The sequence below is a fragment of the Sulfitobacter sp. 1A12779 genome (genome assembly GCF_043557315.1).
In the GTDB taxonomy this organism is placed as follows: domain Bacteria; phylum Pseudomonadota; class Alphaproteobacteria; order Rhodobacterales; family Rhodobacteraceae; genus Sulfitobacter; species Sulfitobacter faviae.
Genome location: NZ_JBIFFU010000019.1, coordinates 15399 through 34153, shown reverse-complemented (window position 1 = coordinate 34153; position 18755 = coordinate 15399). Strand labels below are relative to the sequence as shown.

Sequence of the window (18755 nt, the reverse complement as noted above, 5' to 3'; positions counted from 1 at the left end):
GCGGCGCATTGGCTCAGAGGATGCCGGGCAGGTTCAGGCCCTGTTCGCGGGCGCAGTCCAGCGCCTCGTCGTAGCCGGCATCGGCGTGGCGCATGACGCCGGTGGCCGGATCGTTCCAGAGAACGCGCGCGATGCGGCGATCCGCATCTTCGGAGCCGTCACAGCAGATCACCATGCCCGAATGCTGGCTGAAGCCCATGCCGACCCCGCCGCCGTGATGCAGCGATACCCAGGTGGCGCCCGACGCTGTATTGAGCAGCGCGTTGAGCAGCGGCCAGTCGGACACTGCGTCCGAGCCGTCCTTCATCGCCTCGGTCTCGCGGTTCGGCGAGGCGACCGAGCCGGAATCGAGGTGATCGCGGCCGATAACGATGGGCGCCTTCAGCTCGCCATTGCGGACCATCTCGTTGAAGGCGAGGCCCAGCTTGTGACGCACGCCGAGGCCGACCCAGCAGATGCGCGCCGGCAGGCCCTGGAAGCTGATCCGCTCGCGCGCCATGTCCAGCCAGTTGTGCAGATGCGTGTCCTCCGAGAGGATCTCCTTCACCTTGGCGTCGGTTTTGTAAATATCCTCCGGATCGCCCGACAGGGCGGCCCAGCGGAAGGGGCCGATGCCGCGGCAGAAAAGCGGGCGGATATAGGCGGGCACGAAACCGGGGAAGGCAAAGGCGTTTTCCAGCCCCTCTTCCAGCGCGACCTGGCGGATGTTGTTGCCATAGTCGAGCGTGGGCACGCCCGCGTTCCAGAAATCGACCATCGCGGCGACATGCACCTTCATGCTGGCGCGGGCGGCTTTCTCGACGGCCTTGGGATCGCTCTCGCGCTTGTCGCGCCATTGGGCCATCGTCCAGCCCTGCGGCAGATAGCCGTTCACGGGGTCATGCGCGCTGGTCTGATCGGTGACGATATCGGGATGCACGCCGCGGCGGACCAGCTCGGGGAAGACATCGGCGGCATTGCCCAGAAGGGCGACCGACTTGGCCTCGCCCGCCTTGGTCCAGCGCTCGATCATCTCCAGCGCCTCGTCCAGCGTCTCGGCCTTTTCATCGACATAGCGGGTGCGCAGGCGGAAATCGATGCTGTCGGGGTTGCATTCGACCGCGAGGCAGCAGGCGCCGGCCATCACGGCCGCCAGAGGCTGCGCGCCGCCCATGCCGCCGAGGCCGCCGGTCAGAATCCAGCGTCCCTTGAGGTTGCCATCGTAATGCTGGCGGCCTGCCTCGACAAAGGTCTCGTATGTACCCTGCACGATGCCCTGGCTGCCGATATAGATCCAGCTGCCGGCGGTCATCTGGCCATACATCGCCAGACCCTTTTTATCGAGCTCGTTGAAATGATCCCAAGTCGCCCAATGCGGCACGATGTTCGAGTTGGCGATCAGCACCCGCGGCGCGTCCTTGTGCGTCTGAAATACGCCCACGGGCTTGCCCGATTGCACCAACAGCGTTTGGTCCTCTTCGAGATCCTTGAGGCTGGCCACGATGGTGTCGAAATCGTCCCATGTGCGCGCGGCGCGCCCGATGCCGCCATAAACGACAAGCTCATGCGGGTTCTCGGCCACATCGGGATGCAGGTTGTTCATCAGCATGCGCATCGGCGCTTCGGTCATCCAGCTTTTCGCCGTGATGTCGGTGCCGGTGGCGGGGTAGATGTCGCGCGTGTTCTTGCGGGGATCGCTCATGCTTTGCCTTTCAGTGTGGGGGCCAGGTCAGCCAGTTTGGTCAGGATGTCTGTCAGATGGGCGCGCAGGCGCGCGGCCTTGGCATCGTCATAGGGCCAGGGCGCGGCCTCGGCCCCGAGATATGTGGACTGCGCCAGCTCCATCTGGATTGCGTGAATGCCGGTCGGCGGCTGGCCATAATGGCGCGTGGTCCAGCCGCCCTTGAACCGCCCGTTCAGCACGCTGGTATAGCCGTCTGCGGCCCCGCAGACCTCGCGCACGGCGCGCTCGATGGCCGGATCACAGGTCTCACCCATATTCGTGCCGATGCTGAAATCGGGTAGCACACCATCGAAGAGGAACGGGATTTCCGAACGGATCGAGTGGCAGTCGTAAAGAATCGCGACGCCGTGGATCTCCTTGACGCGGTCCAGCTCGGCCTTGAGCGCCGCATGATAAGGCGCGTGGTAGGCAATGCGCCGCTCCTCGATCTCGGTCTCGTCAGGCGCGCGGTTCCAGATGTCATGCCCGTCGAAATCCGTCAGCGGCACGAGACCGGTAGTGTTCTGACCGGGATAGAGGGACGCGCCCGACGGATCGCGATTGGCGTCGATCACATAGCGGTGGAAGGTTGCCCGCACGATCGTGGCATCCGGCAGCAGTCCCTCGTAAAGCCGGTGAATATGCCAGTCGGTATCGTCGAGGCCGCGGCCGCGGTCATTCAAATCTGCCGCGATGGCATCCGGCACGTAGGTGCCGGTATGCGGCAGTCCGAGAACAATGGGGCTATCGCCGCGGGTGATTTCGACCGGACTCATGCGCCCAACTCCGGCATCGGGGTGCCTGCCGCGTCGATGATGGCGCCCGTGGCGATCAGCTGCGCCGCGCGCTCCAAATCGGGGGCCATGTAGCGGTCATCGCCCAGCGTCTCGACCTCTTGCCTCACACGCGTCACGATGCGTTGCAGGGCGCTGCTGGTGGCAAGCGGCGCGCGGAAATCGACACCTTGCGCCGCGCAGAGAAGCTCGACCCCGAGGATGCGATTGAGGTTCTCCAGCATCTGCGTGAGGCGGCGCGCGCCATGCGCGGCCATGCTGACATGGTCCTCCTGGTTGGCGGAGGTGGGCGTGCTGTCGGTGACGCAGGGATTTGCCAGATGCTTGTTCTCGCTCATCAATGCCGCTGTCGTGACCTCGGCGATCATGTAGCCCGAGTTGAGGCCGGGGCGCGGCGTCAGGAAGGGCGGAAGATCGTGGCTGAGCACGGGATCGACGATCAGCGCGACACGGCGTTGCGCAATGGCACCCATCTCGGCAATCGCTAGCGCGATCATGTCGGCGGCAAAGCCGACCGGCTCGGCGTGGAAGTTTCCGCCCGATACAATGAGATCGGCTTCGGTCAGGACCAGCGGATTGTCCGTCGCCGCGTTTGCCTCGATCTCGAGGGTTTGCGCGGCCTGCCGCAGCACATCCATCGCGGCGCCGGTCACCTGCGGCTGGCAGCGGATGCAATAGGGATCCTGTACGCGCGCATCGCCGTCCCTGTGGCTCTCTCGGATCTCGGAGCCCTCCAGAAGCGCGCGCATCGTCTCGCCTGCCTCGATCTGGCCGCGATGGCCGCGCAGGCTGTGGATCTCGGGCTGCAGCGGCGCGGTCGAGCCCATGATGGCGTCGGTCGACAGCGCCGATGTGGCCAGCGCGGAATGTGCCGCGCGCCATGCGCCGAAAAGGCCCGCCAGCGCGAATGCGGTGGAGAATTGCGTGCCGTTGATCAGCGCGAGGCCTTCCTTCGGGCCAAGCTCGATCGGGCTGAGACCGGCCGCGGCCAGCGCCTTGCCGCCGGGCATCACATCTCCACCGAATTCGGCCTCGCCATGCCCCATCATCACGGCTGCCATATGTGCCAGCGGCGCCAGATCGCCAGAGGCCCCAACCGAGCCTTGCGCCGGGATCACGGGCGTCACGCCCTTGTCCAGCATCGCCTCGATCAGGGCGACCAGCTCCAGCCGGACGCCCGAGGCGCCCCGCCCGAGGCTGAGCAGCTTGAGCGCCATCAGCATCCGCGCCATGCGGCGCGGAATGGCGGGGCCGACGCCGCAGCAATGCGAAAGGATCAGGTTGCGCTGCAGCGTAGCCGTGTCCTCGGACGCGATCTTGACGGAGGCCAGCTTGCCAAAGCCGGTATTGACGCCATAGACGGCATCCGTCCCCGCGACGGCGCGGGCGATGCGCGCATGGGCGCGCTCGATATCCGGATGGCTCGCGGGATCGAGGCGCACGGCGCATTCGTCCCAATAGATCTGTGCCAGGTGGTTTAGCGTCACGGCGCCGGGTGTCAGGGTGAGCGTGGTCACGAATTGCCTCCGAAGATGCGGGAATGAAGCGGGTTGAACCCGATGCGATAGCTCAGTTCGGCCGGTGCCTTGATGTCCCATACGGCCAGATCGGCGCGCATGCCCTCGGCGATGGTTCCGCAATCATCCAGCCCCAGCGCGGCGGCCGCATTGCGGGTCGCGCCGGCCAGCGCCTCTTCGGGGGTCATGCGGAACAGCGTGCAGGCCATGTTCATCGTCAGCAGAAGCGACGTCAGCGGCGACGAGCCGGGATTGTTGTCGGTGGACAGGGCCATCGGCACGCCATGCTTACGCAGGCTCTCGATGGGCGGCGTTTGCGTCTCGCGGATGGTGTAGAAGGCGCCGGGCAGGATGACGGCGACGGTTCCGGCATTAGCCATCGCAATGACGCCGTCTTCGTCCAGATACTCGATATGATCGGCGGACATCGCCCCATTGCTTGCCGCCATCTTCGCACCGCCGAGATTCGACAGCTGCTCGGCATGCAGCTTGAGCGGCAGGCCCAGCTCCTGAGCCACATCGAAGACGCGGGCGATCTGCTCGGGCGAGAAGGCGATGCCTTCGCAGAAACCGTCGACCGCATCGACCAGACCTTCCTCATGCGCGGCGCGTAGCGCCGGGATGCAGACCTCGTCCAGATAGGCATCGGCGCGGCCCGCATATTCCGCCGGCACGGCATGCGCGCCCAAAAAGGAGGTGCGCACGCGCACAGGGCGCTCGCGCTCGATCGCCCGCGCGGCGCGCAGCATCCGAAGCTCGGTCTCGACGTCGAGCCCGTAGCCCGACTTGATCTCGAGCGAGCAGATCCCCTCGGCCAGAAGCGTGTCGACACGGGGCAGGGCGCTCGCGATCAGCGCCGCTTCATCCGCCGCGCGGGTCGCGGTCACGGTCGAGACGATGCCGCCCCCGGCGCGCGCGACTTCTTCGTAGCTGGCACCGTTGAGGCGCATCTCGAACTCGCCCGCGCGGTCCCCGCCATGCACGATATGCGTGTGGCAATCGATCAGGCCCGGCGTGACAAGGCGGCCGCCGAGCGGTGTGCGCGAGGTAGCCTCATATTCGCCGGGCAGATCGTCCAGCGGCCCCGTCCATGCGATTCGTCCCGCTTCGACCGCGATGGCGGCATTCGGGATCAGGCCGTAGGCCTCATCGGTCTGCCTCATCGTCGCGGCGGTCAAATCGACGTAGAGAGTTTTGCTATCTGTCATAATCTGTCCGATATGGCTGAGGTTTCGCTTTTCCAACCGGATGAAGCGCTATATATGTCTATACATAAACTTTGGAAAGGCAGTCAAATGATTTTCGCAAAACAGGCACTCTTGGCGGATGGATGGGCCAGCGATGTCCGGCTGAGCGTCGATGGGGGGGCGATCACTGGGCTGAGCGTGGGTGCCAGCGCGGCGCCGGATGACCAGTGCGTCGACACGCTTCTGCCCGCGCTCGCCAACCTTCACAGCCACAGCTTTCAGCGAGCGATCGCAGGCATGACCGAGTATCGCGCAGCCGGAAAGGACAGTTTCTGGACGTGGCGTGATCTGATGTATCGCTTTACCGCGCATCTGACGCCCGAGCACATCGAGGCGATCGCGGCTTTCGTTTTCCTCGAAATGCAAGAGGCGGGATATGCCAGCGTCGGCGAGTTTCATTACCTGCACCACCAGCCGGACGGCGCGCCTTACGACGATCTGGCGGAGCTTTCGGCGCGTATCGCTGCCGCCGCGCAGGTATCGGGTATCGGCCTGACACATCTGCCGGTGCTTTATACTTATGGCGGCGCCGGGCAGATGCCCTTGCAGAAGGGGCAGGCGCGGTTCGGCAATTCGGTGGATCGTTTCGGCGATCTGGTCGCGCATGCGCGCCGAGCGGTGGCAGATCTGCCCGAGGATTGCCGCGTCGGCATCGCGCCCCATTCTCTGCGCGCCACCTCGCCGGATGATCTGGCGGCCGCGCTGGCCGCGCATGAGGGCGGCCCCGTCCATATCCACATCGCCGAGCAGCCCAAGGAGGTCACCGATATCGAGGCGTGGTTGGGCGCGCGCCCTGTGGACTGGCTGTTGGCGAATGCCGATGTCACGCCGGAATGGTGCCTGATCCACGCCACCCACATGACCGATGCCGAAACGCGGGCGATGGCCCATTCAGGCGCGGTTGCGGGCCTCTGCCCGATCACCGAGGCCAATCTGGGCGATGGCCCGTTCAACGGGCCCGCCTATCTGCAGGCGCACGGGGCCTTCGGCATCGGGTCGGACTCCAACGTGCGGATCTCACTGACCGAGGAGTTGCGCACCCTGGAATATTCGCAGCGCCTGCGCGACATGGCGCGCAATGTCATGGTCGTCGAGGAAGGGTCGGTCGGTCACATGCTCTATACCGGCGCGGCGCGCGGCGGGGCGCAGGCCCTGGGCCGCAAGGCGGGCACGATCGCGGTGGGCCAGCTGGCCGATCTGGTTGCGATCGACAGCCATGATACCGCGTTGATGGCGCTGCCGCGCCACCAGTTGCTCGATGGTCTGGTCTTTGCCGCGACGGACGCCGCCGTGACCGATGTCTGGTCCGCCGGGCGCCACATGGTTCAGGGCGGCAGGCATGTCGCGCGCGAGGGTATCGTCGCGCGCTATCGGGCCGCAATGGACAGTGTGATGGCAGCACTCTGATCGAGATACCGCAAGGATATCTCCAGCAGAGCGTCGCTCTCGGCCAGTTGCAAATCAGCAGGCCCGGTCAAGAACGCGGTATCCGCGACAGCCAGCGCGTCGCCCGCGATCCGCGGGCGGCCCTGAACGACGTGGATTGCCGTGAGCCCGCCAGACGGGGGGTCCACGTCCTGCACGGCCGCGCCGCGCAACAGGCGCACGGCGCCGTCGCAATGGGCCGGGTCGAACATCAGGTTCAGATCGGTCAGCGGCCCGTCCAGCAGGCGCGCCGTGACGGGCAGGCCCCCATCGAACGCCACCGGCTTTAGCGGATCGGCGCGCAAGGTGCCATCCGTGTGCAAAAGGTCCATGCCAGCGCCGGAGATAACGGTAAGTACCCGCCGCAGCCCCGCGAAATTCGAGAAAGGCCCATCCCCGGCCACATCAGCCCGGCTCAGTCGCCATGTCGGGCCAAGCGCCGTCTTGCCTTCTGCGATATTGCGGGTGATGCCGCCGCCGTTCTTCCACGGCACCTCCACCAGATCGACGCCCTTCAGCAGCTGCATGATTTCTTCCTTTCATCCCAGATGACGCCAAATGCTTGACGGGGCCAGTCACGCTTTCTGCAACGTGGTGACGCCTTATATGTCTATACATAACTTCAAGTGACATCTGCAATGAGAACACGCGCCGCCGTAGCCGTTGAGGCCGGAAAACCCATGGAAATCATGGAAGTGAACCTGGACGGCCCCAAGGCGGGCGAGGTTCTGGTCGAGATCAAGGCGACGGGCCTGTGCCACACCGACGACTTCACCCTGTCGGGCGCCGATCCCGAGGGCGCGTTCCCTGCGATCCTCGGCCATGAGGGCGCGGGCGTCGTCGTCGAGGTGGGCGAGGGTGTCACCTCGCTGGAAGTGGGCGATCACGTGATCCCGCTCTACACGCCCGAATGCCGCGAGTGCGAGTATTGCCTGAACCCCAAGACGAACCTTTGCCAGTCGATCCGCGCGACGCAGGGTAAGGGCGTTATGCCCGACGGGACCAGCCGCTTCTCCATGCTCGATGGCACGCCGATCCTGCATTACATGGGCTGCTCGACCTTCTCGAACCACACCGTCCTGCCCGAGATCGCGCTGGCCAAGATCCGCAAGGATGCGCCGTTCGACAAGGTCTGCTATATCGGCTGCGGTGTCACGACGGGCATCGGCGCGGTCATCAACACCGCCAAGGTCGAGATCGGCAGCCGCGCCATCGTTTTCGGTCTCGGCGGGATCGGCCTCAACGTCATCCAGGGCCTGCGCATGACGGGGGCCAGCCAGATCGTCGGCGTCGATATCGACCCGCAAAAGGTCGAGATGGCCAAGCGCTTCGGCATGACCGATTTCGTCAACCCGAATGAGGTGAAGGGCGATCTGCTCGGCCACCTGGTCGAGCTGACCGGCGGCGGCGACTATACGTTCGATGCCACCGGCAATGTCGGCGTCATGCGCACCGCTCTCGAGGCATCGCACAAGGGATGGGGCGAGAGCGTCATCATCGGCGTCGCCCCCGCCGGCGCCGAAATCGCCACGCGCCCCTTCCAACTGGTCACGGGCCGCACATGGAAAGGCACCGCCTTTGGCGGCGCGCGCGGGCGCACCGACGTGCCCAAGATCGTCGACTGGTACATGGACGGCAAGATCGAGATCGACCCGATGATCACGCATATTCTGAAGCTGGAAGAGATCAACAAGGGCTTCGAGATGATGCACGCGGGCGAGAGCATCCGGAGCTGTCGCGTAGCCCTTAATTGTGAGATGAGAAATCCAACCAAATCAACGGCTGTGCTTTGCCCTTAAACATGAGATTTTGCCTTTAATTCTGATATTTTTGCCCTTAAATCTGAGGCAAGGTTCGACCAAAGACTCCGCGGAAAAACGAGGAAACTCCACTCGAAGGCGCTGGCATCTCGCATTTAAGGGCAAAATTCGGTGCTCAACGCGCCATATCTCGGACTTATGGGCTACGCGACACCAACGCAATCTGTTCAGGCGGCACAGGTGCTGGCGCGAGATTAGACCCCATGATCACCGTGTGAGCTGACTGGTTCGGCGGCCTCTCCCGCGGCATTCTCTGTTCGAGGGTTGCACCAGATAGGCTGGTGCCGAGCCTCAAGAATGGGGGAGAGACCAAATGCAGAATAGCACATTCATCGGACTTGATGTCCACAAGGCCACGATTTCCGTCGCCGTGGCGCAAGGTGAGCGCGGGGGCGAAGTGCGCCATTGGGGAACTATCCCAAATCGGCCGGACCACATCAGGAAGTTGGTCGAGAAACTGGGTGTTCACGGATCCCGTTTGTGTTTTTGCTATGAGGCTGGTCCATGCGGCTATGGTCTGCACCGCCAGCTGGTCGGCTTGGGGCATGACTGCATCGTGGTCGCACCGTCACTCATTCCGGTGAAGGCGGGCGACCGGGTGAAGACCGACCGCCGCGACGCGGTGATGCTGGCGAAGCTGCATAGGGCGGGTGAACTGACGGCGGTCTGGGTGCCGGATGCGGCCCATGAGGCGATGCGCGATCTGGTTCGAGCGCGGGCGACAGCTGTGCGCGTCACCGGTAAGGCGCGCCAGCATCTCCAAGGTTTCCTGCTCCGCCACGGCCGGATCTATCCGGGTAAGAAAGGCTGGACAAAGGCCTATCGGCGCTGGCTGACGACGGTTCGCTTCGAGCATCCGGCCCAGCAAATCGTGCTTCAGGATTATATCCATGCCGTAACTGACGCCGAGACCAGAATCGAGCGGCTGACCGGGCAGATCGCCGATCTTCTGACGAACTGGAGCCTTGCGCCGGTGGTCGAAGCGATCCAGGCGATGCGCGGCGTCGCCTTCATCGTTGCCGTGACAGTGGTAGCCGAGGTCGGGGATTTCCACCGGTTCGACAACCCGCGCCAACTGATGGCCTATCTGGGGCTCACCCCCTCGGAACATTCCAGCGGCGCCAGAGTGCGTCGGGGCGGAATCACCAAGGCAGGCAGCGTGCTTGCACGGCGCGTGCTGATTGAAGGCGCGTGGAGTTATCGGATGCAAGCGCGCGTCAGTCGCAAGCTACACGACAGAAATGAGGGTCTGCCCCAGGCCGTGCGCGACATTGCCTGGAAGGGGCAGTTGCGGATGTGCCAGCGCTACCGCCATCTGGTTGCTGTGGGTAAGGCGAAGGTGGTCGTGACAACGGCCATTGCGCGCGAGATGGTCGGCTTCATCTGGGCCATCGCCAGAGCAGTGACAGCCGCGCCAATCGAAAACGTCGGCTCCCAAGGCTGAGAAGAAAAGACACGCCCCGACCACGCCGACGCGCAAGGTTGGGGGCGGAACGCGGTGGGGAACCCTCGTGGCCTGTTATGAGCCAAGACACACTCGACGCTCGCCACTTAGACCGAGGCAGCCCCAAGACGAAACCACGGTCATGCGGTAACCAACCCGAGCATGAGAGCTTGCTCAACCGTCGTCTCAGTTCCGTCTCCTACCTTGCGCGTCCACATCACACTGCGCCCGGTGTCGCCGGAAGACTTACTATGAAAAAGGGCTTGACGGCGATCATGAGAACTGGTGGCAGCGCGTTAGTACTGCCATCTACCCGTTTTCGTCCTGAGACACGGAAGGCGTGTTCACGCCCCATTCAGAAAAGCATTAATCCATCCACTGATCGCGCTGAAACTCTCGCGCGCCCGCGCACTGCTATGACGCGCCCGCAGATAGCCGTGAACTAGTTGCGGTTCATTGCGCCACTCTGCGGGAATACCTTCAGCCTGTAGAGCCTTTTGATAGGCCGGTCCATCGTCGCGCAGAGGGTCCACAGCAGCGGTCACGATAAAGGCCGGGGGCAGGTCTGCGAAACTCTCAGCCACCAAGGGTGAGACCTCAGGGTTGCTGCGGCGCAGTTCCATATCACCGCCAGTCAACATGCCCGAATAGGTTTTCAAGTCTTGCGTGCGCAGCAACGGCGCTTCGGCGTTTTCGTGATAGCTCGGTGCATCCATATCGCCGCCAAGCCCCGGATAAATTAACACCTGCGCCAGCGGCATCACGCCACCGGTACGGCGCATCCGAAAGCACAGACCCGCCGAGAGGTTACCCCCCGCGCTGTCGCCAATCGCGATGCCCTGTCTGCCATTGACGCTCTCGGCGGCCCAAACGGCGGCAACGTCGTCGATCTGGGCGGGGAACAGATGCTCCGGCGCGAGACGGTAGTCGACGGAGACAACCTCACATCCTGTCGAGACCGCCAGTTCGGCGCAGACGTCATCATGGCTGTCCAACCCGCCGACAACAAATCCGCCGCCGTGAGAATAGAGTAAAAAGGGCCGCGTCTGAGCACCCGCGGGCGTGTAGCGCCGCACTGGGACGCCAGCCACATTCTCATCGCGCACGGGGAGGCCTTCGGGCCGCGGGGCGCGGAAGACAGCGCACATGGCGTCATACATCCGACGGTTTTCCTCCGCTGTGGCACCATTGGCTTCGGCAGGGTAGGCGGCTTCGGTATCGGCGATAAAACGCAGCACTTCAGGGTCGGTGATCTGCATCTGTCAAACCTCCTGTCGGGTGTTGATTGTATGGTCGAGCCAGTCTGGGTCCATTTCCGGCACCGAACTGAGCAACAATTTGGTGTAGGGGTGATGCGGCGGGGTGAACATTTCGCCCTTCGGACCCTGTTCTACGACTCGCCCTTTTTGCATTACCACAACGTGATCCGCGATCGCGCGCACGGTGGCCAGATCATGGGTGATGAACATATAGGCAAGTCCGCGTTCGTCTTGCAGTCGTTTCAGCAGGCGCAGAATGCCTTCGGCCACCAGTTGATCGAGCGCGGATGTGACTTCGTCGCAGATGATGAATTTCGGCTCCGCCGCCAAGGCGCGGGCGATGCCGATACGCTGCTTTTGCCCGCCGGAAAGCGAGCCGGGATAACGGTCGATGAACACATCCGGGTCAAGTTCGATTGCGGTGAGCAATTCCCGGATTTTATCCTCCTGCGCGCGCCCGCGCAGGCCAAGGTAAAAGCGGATCGGGCGCCCAATGATCTCACGGATGGTTTGCTTGGGGTTCATGGCGGTATCGGCGGACTGGTAGATCATCTGGACTTGGCGCAGATGATCCTTGCGGCGCTGTGCAAGCCTTGAGGGCAGGGGCGTGCCGTCTAACTCAATCTGCCCGGCAATCGGTGGCAGCAACCCGGTAATCGCCCGTGCGGTCGTCGATTTGCCAGAGCCGCTTTCACCAACAACTGCAACCGTGCGCCCCGCATGAATGTCGAAACTCACATTCTCAAGCACCGGGGCGCCATAAATATATTCAGCCGTCACATCCTGGACCCGCAGGACTGGGGTTTCCCCCTCAGGCGCGGGGCGCTCTTTCGATTCAAAACTACGAACGGCCCAAAGCGATTTGGAATAATCCTCTTTGGGGCTTTTCAACATGTCCCGCGTGGGCTGCTCTTCGACCTCTTCGCCACGCAGCAAAATTTTGATGCGGTCGGCCATTTGCGCCACCACGGCTAGGTCATGGGTGATGTAAATCGCCGCGGTGCCCAATTCACGCACTGCATCGCGAATGGCGCGTAGGACTTCGATCTGCGTGGTCACATCCAGCGCTGTGGTCGGCTCGTCAAAGATGATGAGATCGGGTTTGCACGACATCGCCATCGCCGTCATCGCCCGTTGCAACTGCCCGCCAGAGACCTGATGCGGGTAGCGAAACCCGATCTCTTCCGGATTGGGCAAGCGCAGTTGCGCATAGAGGGTGCGGGCGTCTTTTGCTGCATCCTCTTGCGAGGACAGCCCATGAATATCGGTTGGGCCTTCGCTGTATTGGTCGATCAACCGATGCGCGGGGTTGAAGTTCGCTGCCGCCGATTGGGCGACATAGGCGATACGCTTACCGCGCAGCCCGCGTTTGCGGCGCTCGCTGAGGCTCAGCAGGTCCAGCCCGTCAAAGGTGACTTCCCCGCCTGATATGCGCGTGCCGTCACGGGTGTAGCCCATCGCGGCCAGCCCAAGGGTAGATTTGCCCGCGCCGGATTCACCGATCAGGCCCAGCACTTCACCCCGTTTCAGCTCAAGGTCCACCCCCTTGATGATCGGAAGCCATTCGTTCCCTTTGCGCCCTTCGATCTTGAGATTACGGATGGTTAAAAGTGAATTGCTCATCTCTTAGTCCTTCAGGCCAGAGGTGCGGTGAAGCATCCAGTCCACGACGAAATTGATCGCCACCGTTAGCAGCGCAATGGCGGCGGCAGGCAGCAGGGGGGTGATGTCGCCGAAGGTGATCAAGGCTGCGTTGTCGCGCACCATCGATCCCCAGTCGGCTGTGGGCGGCTGGATTCCGAGGCCCAGAAACGACAGGGCCGAGATTGCCAGAAAAACAAAGCAGAAGCGCAGACCAAATTCGGCCACCAGTGGGGCCATGATATTGGGCAGGATCTCTCGCCGGATAAGCCACCACATGCCTTCGCCGCGCAGCCGGGCGGCCTCCACAAAGTCCATCACCACCACATCCATCGCCACCGCACGGGACAGTCGGAAAACCCGGGTCATTTCCAACACCGCGATCACGAGGATTAGCGTCAGGATAGAGGTGCCAAAGATAGACAGCAAAAGCAGAGCGAAAAGCAGCGAGGGGATCGAGATCAGCATGTCGACCAGACGCGACAGGATCTGATCGGTCCAGCCACCCACGACGGCAGCGAGCAGCCCCAGCAGCGCACCTGCGGAGAATGCGATGGCGGTGGTGGCGAGGGCGATCCCAATCGAATTCCGCGCCCCCCAGATGAGCCGGGAGAGCATGTCCCGCCCAAGATTGTCTGTCCCCAATAGATAATCCCCGCCGGGCGGCTCAAACTCCATCCCGACGATTTCAGTCTCTGCAAAAGGAGCGAGCTGCCCGGCAAATATGGCTGTAAGAGCGTAGATCAGGATTACAATAATGCCAAAAACGGCCGTGGGCGGGACGGAAGTGCCGTTATAAAGTCTCATGGATTACTTCCTGTGCATCAGGCGTGGGTTGGTGGCGATGGCCAGCACATCCGCGCCGAGGTTGAGAAGAATGTAGATGCTCGCGAAGATCAGACAGCTTGCCTGCACTACCGGAATGTCACGTTTGGCGACGGAATCGACCATCAACTGACCCAAACCGGGAAAGACAAAGACGACCTCGACGATGACCACGCCGGTGATCAGATAGGCGAGGTTCAGCGCCACCACATTGATGATCGGTGCCAGCGCATTGGGCAGCGCGTGCCGCAGGATGACCCGTAGGGGGGAGGCACCCTTGAGCCGGGCCATCTCGATATAGGGCTGGGCCAGAAGATTGATGATCGCCGCCCGCGTCATGCGCATCATATGGGCTGTCACCACCAGCACGAGCGTCAGGGCTGGCAGGAATGTGCGGTAAAGCATCTCACCCAAGTCAGCGTTGTTGCCGAAATCCGAGATCGACGGGAAGATTCCCCAGCGGATCGACAGGAACAGCATGAGGATATAGGCGACGAAATACTCCGGGAAGGAGATCGACGAGAGGGTAAAGATATTCACCCCCCGGTCGAACCAGCTGCCCCGGTAGAGCGCCGCCAGCAGTCCTAGCCCCAACGCGAGCGGGACCGAAATCACCGCCGCATAGATTGCAAGAAAGAGCGTATTGCCAAGACGCGCCGCGAGCAGGTCCGCAATCGGTCGGTTGTTGGCCAGCGACTGGCCAAAATCGCCGCGCAATATGCCGCCCAGCCATTCGAGATAGCGCTGATAGGCCGGTTGATCGAGCCCCAGCTCGCGCCGGAACGCGGCTACCGTTTCGGGCGTGGCGGATTGGCCAAGCACCTCTTCGGCAAGGTCGCCGGGCAGCAATTCGATCGCAAGGAAAATGAACAGGGAAATCGCAAACAGCGTCAACAGCCCGAGAGCCAGACGGTGCAGGATCATGCGGGCGAGCGGATGCATGTCAGTCGGCCTCCGGCTTTGGCCAGCCAATGTCACGGATCGGACGGCCTGCGTGGTCCGGCGCGGCAAGCCCGCTTTGGCCCGGTGACAGGGCTGCCAGCCGTTCGGTCAGCGGTGCGGCCATCGGGCTTGCGCGCCCGGCTTCCGTGTTCACATGCATCAGCATATGCTCGGCGGTAGCCTGCACCTGTCCGACCTCATCGACCATTTCGTGATGCAGGCGAATGCGCTTGGAATCATGGCCCAAAACCGTGCTTTTCACCGAAAGTCGTGTGTTCACTTTGGTTTCCGCGAGGTGTCGGATATGCGTCTCGACGGTATAGACCGAGCGGCCCACGCTGCGATAGGCGTCATCCATGCCGATATGGCCCAAGAAAGCATCCGTTGCATCGCCGAACACCTGAAGATAACGGAATTCGGTCATATGGCCGTTATAGTCGAGCCATTCGCCTGGCACGCGGGTCTCATGCAACACCATAGGCGCGGTGTAGTCCGGGTCTGTGGCACCGGCGGTGGTCTTTGCGCGCTCAAAGAAACGGTCTTCCATCTCGCGCAGAGTTTCGCCCGCGCCCCAGTCGTTGGCCCGCAGAGCTTGCAGGATACCGATCAGGTTGTCGTCGCGGATGCGCTCCAAGTCGCGGATCGAATGTTGGCCCGATTGCGCGTCTGACTGGTCTCCGATTTTGCTGGCCAGCGCATCGGTCATTTCAGGCACGTCCATCAGCTTGGTCCAAGGCCATTTCAGCGCGGGGCCGAATTGTTCGATGAAGTGCTTCATCCCGGCTTCGCCCCCCGCAATGCGGTAGGTTTCGAACAGGCCCATCTGGGCCCAACGAAGGCCAAAGCTGAAGCGGATGACATCGTCGATTTCTTCGGTTGTGGCCACATCGTCATGAACCAGCCAAAGCGCTTCGCGCCAAACGGCTTCGAGCAGGCGGTCGCCGATATGCGCGTCTATTTCTTTGCGGATGCGCACGGGTTTCAGGCCGGTCTCGCGTTGGATTTCAGCGGCGCGGTCAAGGGCGGCTTCGGTATTCGCGGGGGAGCCTACGATCTCGACTAGCGGGACAAGGTAGACGGGGTTGAACGGATGCGCGACGAAAAAGCGTTCCGGGTGGGCCATGCCCTCTTGCAGCTGCGAGGGGCGAAAGCCCGAGGTCGAGGAGCCAATGAGCGCATCCCGCGAGGCGGCGGCTTCGATGGCGGCGATGACGGTATGTTTCAGGTCGAGCCGTTCCGGCACGCTTTCCTGGATATAGTCGGCATCCTTCACCGCATCCGCAAGCGTGTCATGAAAGGTCAGTCGCCCTTCTGGGCAAAGCGGGGCCATCATCATGCGGCGATAGGCGCGGCGGGCGTTCTCAAGCACTTCTTCCACAATGCGCCGCGCCTCGGGGTGTGGGTCATGCACCGCCACGTCGATCCCATTAAGCAAGAACCGTGCGATCCAGCCACCACCAATGACGCCGCCGCCAATGCATGCGGCTTTCGAAATCCGTTGAGACATTATAAAGCCCTTATTCGTCGAGAGGGAGGGGCTCTGCCACGGGGGGAGGGCGCGGCAGAGCAGGGGGTAGTCAGACGTCGGTCAGCCACCAGCGTTCGATGGCTTTCCAACCGTCGAGATACCGGTTCGCTGCGAGGTCGCCATGGGCGACACGGTCGTTTTTGCCGTCGATGTAATTGCCGAACATTGGGATGATCGACCCGCCGTCGTCCCGGCAGAGCCGCTGCATATCGGCATACATCTCGGCCCGGCGGTTCTCATCCAGCTCGGTCCGTGCTTGGATCAACAGGGCGTTGAATTCTTCGTTCTGCCAGTTGGTTTCATTCCACGCCGCGCCTGAGGCATAGACCAGGCTGAACATCCAATCCGAAGTCGGACGCCCATTCCAATAGCCCATGAAGAACGGCTCTTTCATCCAGACATTGGACCAATAGCCATCAGAAGGCCGGCTGTTGACCTCCAGATTGATCCCTGCTTTGGCAGCGCTCTGCTGGAACAAGACAGCCGCGTCCACAGCGCCCGCATAGGCCCCATCTGAAGTTGCAAGCGTCACATCAAGACTGTCGAGACCTGCCTTCTTCAGGTGGAACTTCGCCTTATCAGGGTCATAGCTCCGTTGCTCAAGATCGGCGGCGTGGAACCGCTGCGAAGGGGCAATGGGGTGGTCGTTCCCTAAGCTGCCATGACCACGCAGCACCTTGTCGAGCATTTCTTGACGGTTCACCGAATGTTTCAGCGCCAAACGGACGTTCACATCTTCGAACGGCGCTTGGTCGCACTGCATCGCAATGGGGAAATGTGAGGTGCCGGTCACTTCGACGGTCTGCACATTGGGGCGACGTTTGAGCATATGCACGGTCTTGGTCGGCACCGCGTTGATGATGTCGACTTCACCGGTGACCAGCGCGTTCTGACGCGCGGTCGGGTCGTTGATGGTGAGGATGGTCACGTCATCAAACCAAGCACGGTCGGATTTGAAGTAGTCGTCGCGGCGTTTCAGCCGCATCCGCACGCCGGGCTCGAACTCTTCCAACGTGTAGCCGCCGGTGCCGATGCCCGACTGCCAATCAAGCTTGCCATCGTCATCTGCGGGCATGATCCACAGGTGATAATCGGCTGTGACAAAGGGGAAGTCGGCATTGCCGCTATGAAGTTCGAACACCACAACATTATCGCCGTCGGCGCGGATTTCTTTGACCTGCTTTAGAAGTTCTTTCGCCCCGGATTTCGTGTCATCGCCCCGGTGGTGATTGAACGAGGCGATGACGTCCCGCGCTGTTACCGGCTTGCCGGTGGAGAAATTGGCCTTGCGCAACTGGAAGGTCCAAGTCGCTGCATCAGCGCTGGCTTCAAAACTTTCGGCCAATTCGGGCTGCGCCTGGCCCGCCGCGTCCACCTCAACCAGCGTGTTGCAAACCGCCAGCATACCCAAAGCAACCACGCCGCCATAGGTTGTGGCCGGGTCAAGCGTGTCAGAGGTCGCGCCGCCCGAGCTGCCCACGCGCACGCTGCCGCCACGTTTGGGGGCAGGTTGGGCCAATGCGGCCGGAGCAAGGCCCAAGGCCAATGCTGCGGCGGAACTAGCTTGCAGAAAACCGCGACGGTTGAGGTTGGATATGGTCATATGAATCTCCCTTGTTGCTGGCGTCCTGCGCCTTTTGCCGCGCCGGGTTTACCAGCGTTTTTTCAGGTTCAGTTTGCTGCGCACCTCGGCCGGGGTCAGCAGGTTGACGTTCATCGCCGAAAGCATCGTCGCGGCACGTTCCACCAGATCACCGTTGGAGGCTGGCACGCCTTTGTTCAGCCAGATGTTATCTTCCAATCCGACGCGCACATTGCCCCCCGCAAGCACCGCCTGCGCCGCAAATGGCAATTGCATCCGCCCGATGGAGAACATCGAATAGCACCAGTCTTTGGGAATGTTATTCACCATCGCCATGACCGAGTTAAGGTCATTCGGCGCGCCGTAAGGGATGCCCATGCAGAGCTGGACCAAAACCGGATCGTCGATCAACCCTTCGTCAACCAGCGTCTTGGCAAGCCAAAGATGACCCAGATCAAAGACTTCGATTTCCGGCTTCACGCCTGCGGCCTGAATGCGCCGTGCCATGCTGCGCAGGGTGCCGGGCGTATTGGTCATGACGTAATCGGCTTCGGCAAAGTTCATAGTGCCGCAATCGAGCGTGCAGATCTCCGGCAGCAGTTCTTCCACATGGACCAAGCGTTCCGTCGCACCGATCAGATCAGTGGCGTCCTCATTCAGGGGCAGGGGTGCCTCGGCCGAGCCAAGTACGATGTCCCCGCCCATGCCTGCGGTCAGGTTCAATACAACATCGGTTCCGCTGTCGCGCACCCGCGCCACGACTTCGCGGTAGAGCGCCGTATCCCGCGAGGGCGCACCGGTTTCGGGGTCTCTGACATGAACATGGGCGATGGCCGCGCCCGCTTTCGCGGCTTCGACGCAGGCGGCGGCGATTTCCGCGGGCGTCACCGGAATTTTGTCGCTTTTCGTATGGCTCTGTCCTGAACCTGTCACCGCACAGGTGATGAATGTATCCCAGTTCACGTTTTCGCCTCCGTTAGCGTGATGTCTCGATGCGGCCATATTAGGAAATAAACGACTCCTCTCTTG

Annotated in this window: 15 protein-coding genes; 3 read left to right on the top strand and 12 right to left on the bottom strand. The window is 62.3% G+C overall.

What is annotated here, in order from left to right; all coding sequences use genetic code 11:
* Positions 1-13: 13 nt before the first annotated feature.
* Genes hutU through hutI form a run of 4 tightly spaced genes read right to left on the bottom strand, consistent with a single transcriptional unit; the run spans position 14 to position 5221 of the window.
* Positions 14-1681 (bottom strand): urocanate hydratase, encoded by a 1668-nt coding sequence (hutU, locus tag ACGYLQ_RS16880; protein ID WP_276155329.1) that lies wholly within the window; start codon positions 1679-1681, stop codon positions 14-16.
* On the bottom strand, positions 1678-2478 hold the full coding sequence (hutG, locus tag ACGYLQ_RS16875) for an N-formylglutamate deformylase (RefSeq protein WP_276155330.1): 801 nt from the start codon (positions 2476-2478) through the stop codon (positions 1678-1680). Before hutG ends, hutU begins: the two co-directional genes overlap by 4 nt.
* Positions 2475-4013: a histidine ammonia-lyase gene (hutH, locus tag ACGYLQ_RS16870; protein WP_276155331.1), complete on the bottom strand. Its 1539-nt coding sequence runs from the start codon at positions 4011-4013 to the stop codon at positions 2475-2477. The genes hutG and hutH overlap by 4 nt, the downstream gene beginning before the upstream one ends.
* Positions 4010-5221, bottom strand: coding sequence for an imidazolonepropionase (gene hutI, locus ACGYLQ_RS16865; RefSeq protein ID WP_276155332.1), 1212 nt, complete (start codon positions 5219-5221; stop codon positions 4010-4012). Before hutI ends, hutH begins: the two co-directional genes overlap by 4 nt.
* 87 nt (positions 5222-5308) lie before the next feature.
* On the opposite strand from hutI, the gene ACGYLQ_RS16860 reads away from it, so the two are divergent.
* Positions 5309-6667, top strand: a complete 1359-nt coding sequence (locus tag ACGYLQ_RS16860; protein WP_276155333.1) for a formimidoylglutamate deiminase — start codon at positions 5309-5311, stop codon at positions 6665-6667.
* Here the strand turns inward: ACGYLQ_RS16860 and ACGYLQ_RS16855 are convergent.
* A complete protein-coding gene (locus ACGYLQ_RS16855) occupies positions 6628-7212 on the bottom strand; it encodes a HutD family protein (protein ID WP_067548310.1) in 585 nt (194 codons plus the stop codon). The two genes, ACGYLQ_RS16860 and ACGYLQ_RS16855, sit on opposite strands and share 40 nt — an antisense overlap.
* A 111-nt stretch (positions 7213-7323) precedes the next feature.
* Here ACGYLQ_RS16855 and ACGYLQ_RS16850 point away from each other — a divergent pair, with 111 nt between their 5' ends.
* Complete coding sequence (locus ACGYLQ_RS16850) at positions 7324-8484, top strand: S-(hydroxymethyl)glutathione dehydrogenase/class III alcohol dehydrogenase (protein ID WP_276155334.1); 1161 nt, start codon at positions 7324-7326, stop codon at positions 8482-8484.
* 334 nt (positions 8485-8818) lie between these two features.
* Complete coding sequence (locus tag ACGYLQ_RS16845; protein ID WP_276155335.1) at positions 8819-9949, top strand: IS110 family transposase; 1131 nt, start codon at positions 8819-8821, stop codon at positions 9947-9949.
* Positions 9950-10293: 344 nt separating this feature from the next.
* Here the strand turns inward: ACGYLQ_RS16845 and ACGYLQ_RS16840 are convergent, their stop codons facing one another.
* The 7 genes from ACGYLQ_RS16840 to ACGYLQ_RS16810 form a co-directional block, all read right to left on the bottom strand.
* Positions 10294-11208 carry an alpha/beta hydrolase gene (locus tag ACGYLQ_RS16840; RefSeq protein ID WP_276155336.1) on the bottom strand — a complete coding sequence of 305 codons (915 nt, stop codon included), beginning with the start codon at positions 11206-11208 and terminating at the stop codon, positions 10294-10296.
* A gap of 3 nt (positions 11209-11211) precedes the next feature.
* Positions 11212-12831 (bottom strand): ABC transporter ATP-binding protein, encoded by a 1620-nt coding sequence (locus ACGYLQ_RS16835; RefSeq protein WP_276155337.1) that lies wholly within the window; start codon positions 12829-12831, stop codon positions 11212-11214.
* Between the two features lie 3 nt (positions 12832-12834).
* Entirely contained in the window at positions 12835-13656 is an 822-nt protein-coding gene (locus ACGYLQ_RS16830; protein WP_276155338.1) for an ABC transporter permease, read from the bottom strand.
* A 3-nt stretch (positions 13657-13659) separates the two neighbouring features.
* Positions 13660-14616, bottom strand: coding sequence for an ABC transporter permease (locus ACGYLQ_RS16825; protein ID WP_276155339.1), 957 nt, complete (start codon positions 14614-14616; stop codon positions 13660-13662).
* A gap of 1 nt (position 14617) precedes the next feature.
* On the bottom strand, positions 14618-16123 hold the full coding sequence (locus ACGYLQ_RS16820) for a carnitine 3-dehydrogenase (RefSeq protein ID WP_276155340.1): 1506 nt from the start codon (positions 16121-16123) through the stop codon (positions 14618-14620).
* A gap of 70 nt (positions 16124-16193) precedes the next feature.
* Positions 16194-17747, bottom strand: coding sequence for an ABC transporter substrate-binding protein (locus ACGYLQ_RS16815; RefSeq protein WP_276155341.1), 1554 nt, complete (start codon positions 17745-17747; stop codon positions 16194-16196).
* A 48-nt stretch (positions 17748-17795) separates the two neighbouring features.
* Positions 17796-18728 carry a 3-keto-5-aminohexanoate cleavage protein gene (locus tag ACGYLQ_RS16810; RefSeq protein WP_276155342.1) on the bottom strand — a complete coding sequence of 311 codons (933 nt, stop codon included), beginning with the start codon at positions 18726-18728 and terminating at the stop codon, positions 17796-17798.
* Positions 18729-18755: the final 27 nt, after the last annotated feature.

Excerpts from the sequence above, each read along its gene's own strand:
- hutU (WP_276155329.1), bottom strand. The coding sequence starts at position 1,681 with ATGAGCGATCCCCGCAAGAACACGCGCGACATCTACCCCGCCACCGGC.
- hutG (WP_276155330.1), bottom strand. The coding sequence starts at position 2,478 with ATGAGTCCGGTCGAAATCACCCGCGGCGATAGCCCCATTGTTCTCGGA.
- hutI (WP_276155332.1), bottom strand. The coding sequence starts at position 5,221 with ATGACAGATAGCAAAACTCTCTACGTCGATTTGACCGCCGCGACGATG.
- ACGYLQ_RS16860 (WP_276155333.1), top strand. The coding sequence starts at position 5,309 with ATGATTTTCGCAAAACAGGCACTCTTGGCGGATGGATGGGCCAGCGAT.
- ACGYLQ_RS16855 (WP_067548310.1), bottom strand. The coding sequence starts at position 7,212 with ATGCAGCTGCTGAAGGGCGTCGATCTGGTGGAGGTGCCGTGGAAGAAC.
- ACGYLQ_RS16850 (WP_276155334.1), top strand. The coding sequence starts at position 7,324 with ATGAGAACACGCGCCGCCGTAGCCGTTGAGGCCGGAAAACCCATGGAA.
- ACGYLQ_RS16845 (WP_276155335.1), top strand. The coding sequence starts at position 8,819 with ATGCAGAATAGCACATTCATCGGACTTGATGTCCACAAGGCCACGATT.
- ACGYLQ_RS16840 (WP_276155336.1), bottom strand. The coding sequence starts at position 11,208 with ATGCAGATCACCGACCCTGAAGTGCTGCGTTTTATCGCCGATACCGAA.
- ACGYLQ_RS16835 (WP_276155337.1), bottom strand. The coding sequence starts at position 12,831 with ATGAGCAATTCACTTTTAACCATCCGTAATCTCAAGATCGAAGGGCGC.
- ACGYLQ_RS16830 (WP_276155338.1), bottom strand. The coding sequence starts at position 13,656 with ATGAGACTTTATAACGGCACTTCCGTCCCGCCCACGGCCGTTTTTGGC.
- ACGYLQ_RS16825 (WP_276155339.1), bottom strand. The coding sequence starts at position 14,616 with ATGCATCCGCTCGCCCGCATGATCCTGCACCGTCTGGCTCTCGGGCTG.
- ACGYLQ_RS16820 (WP_276155340.1), bottom strand. The coding sequence starts at position 16,123 with ATGTCTCAACGGATTTCGAAAGCCGCATGCATTGGCGGCGGCGTCATT.
- ACGYLQ_RS16815 (WP_276155341.1), bottom strand. The coding sequence starts at position 17,747 with ATGACCATATCCAACCTCAACCGTCGCGGTTTTCTGCAAGCTAGTTCC.
- ACGYLQ_RS16810 (WP_276155342.1), bottom strand. The coding sequence starts at position 18,728 with ATGGCCGCATCGAGACATCACGCTAACGGAGGCGAAAACGTGAACTGG.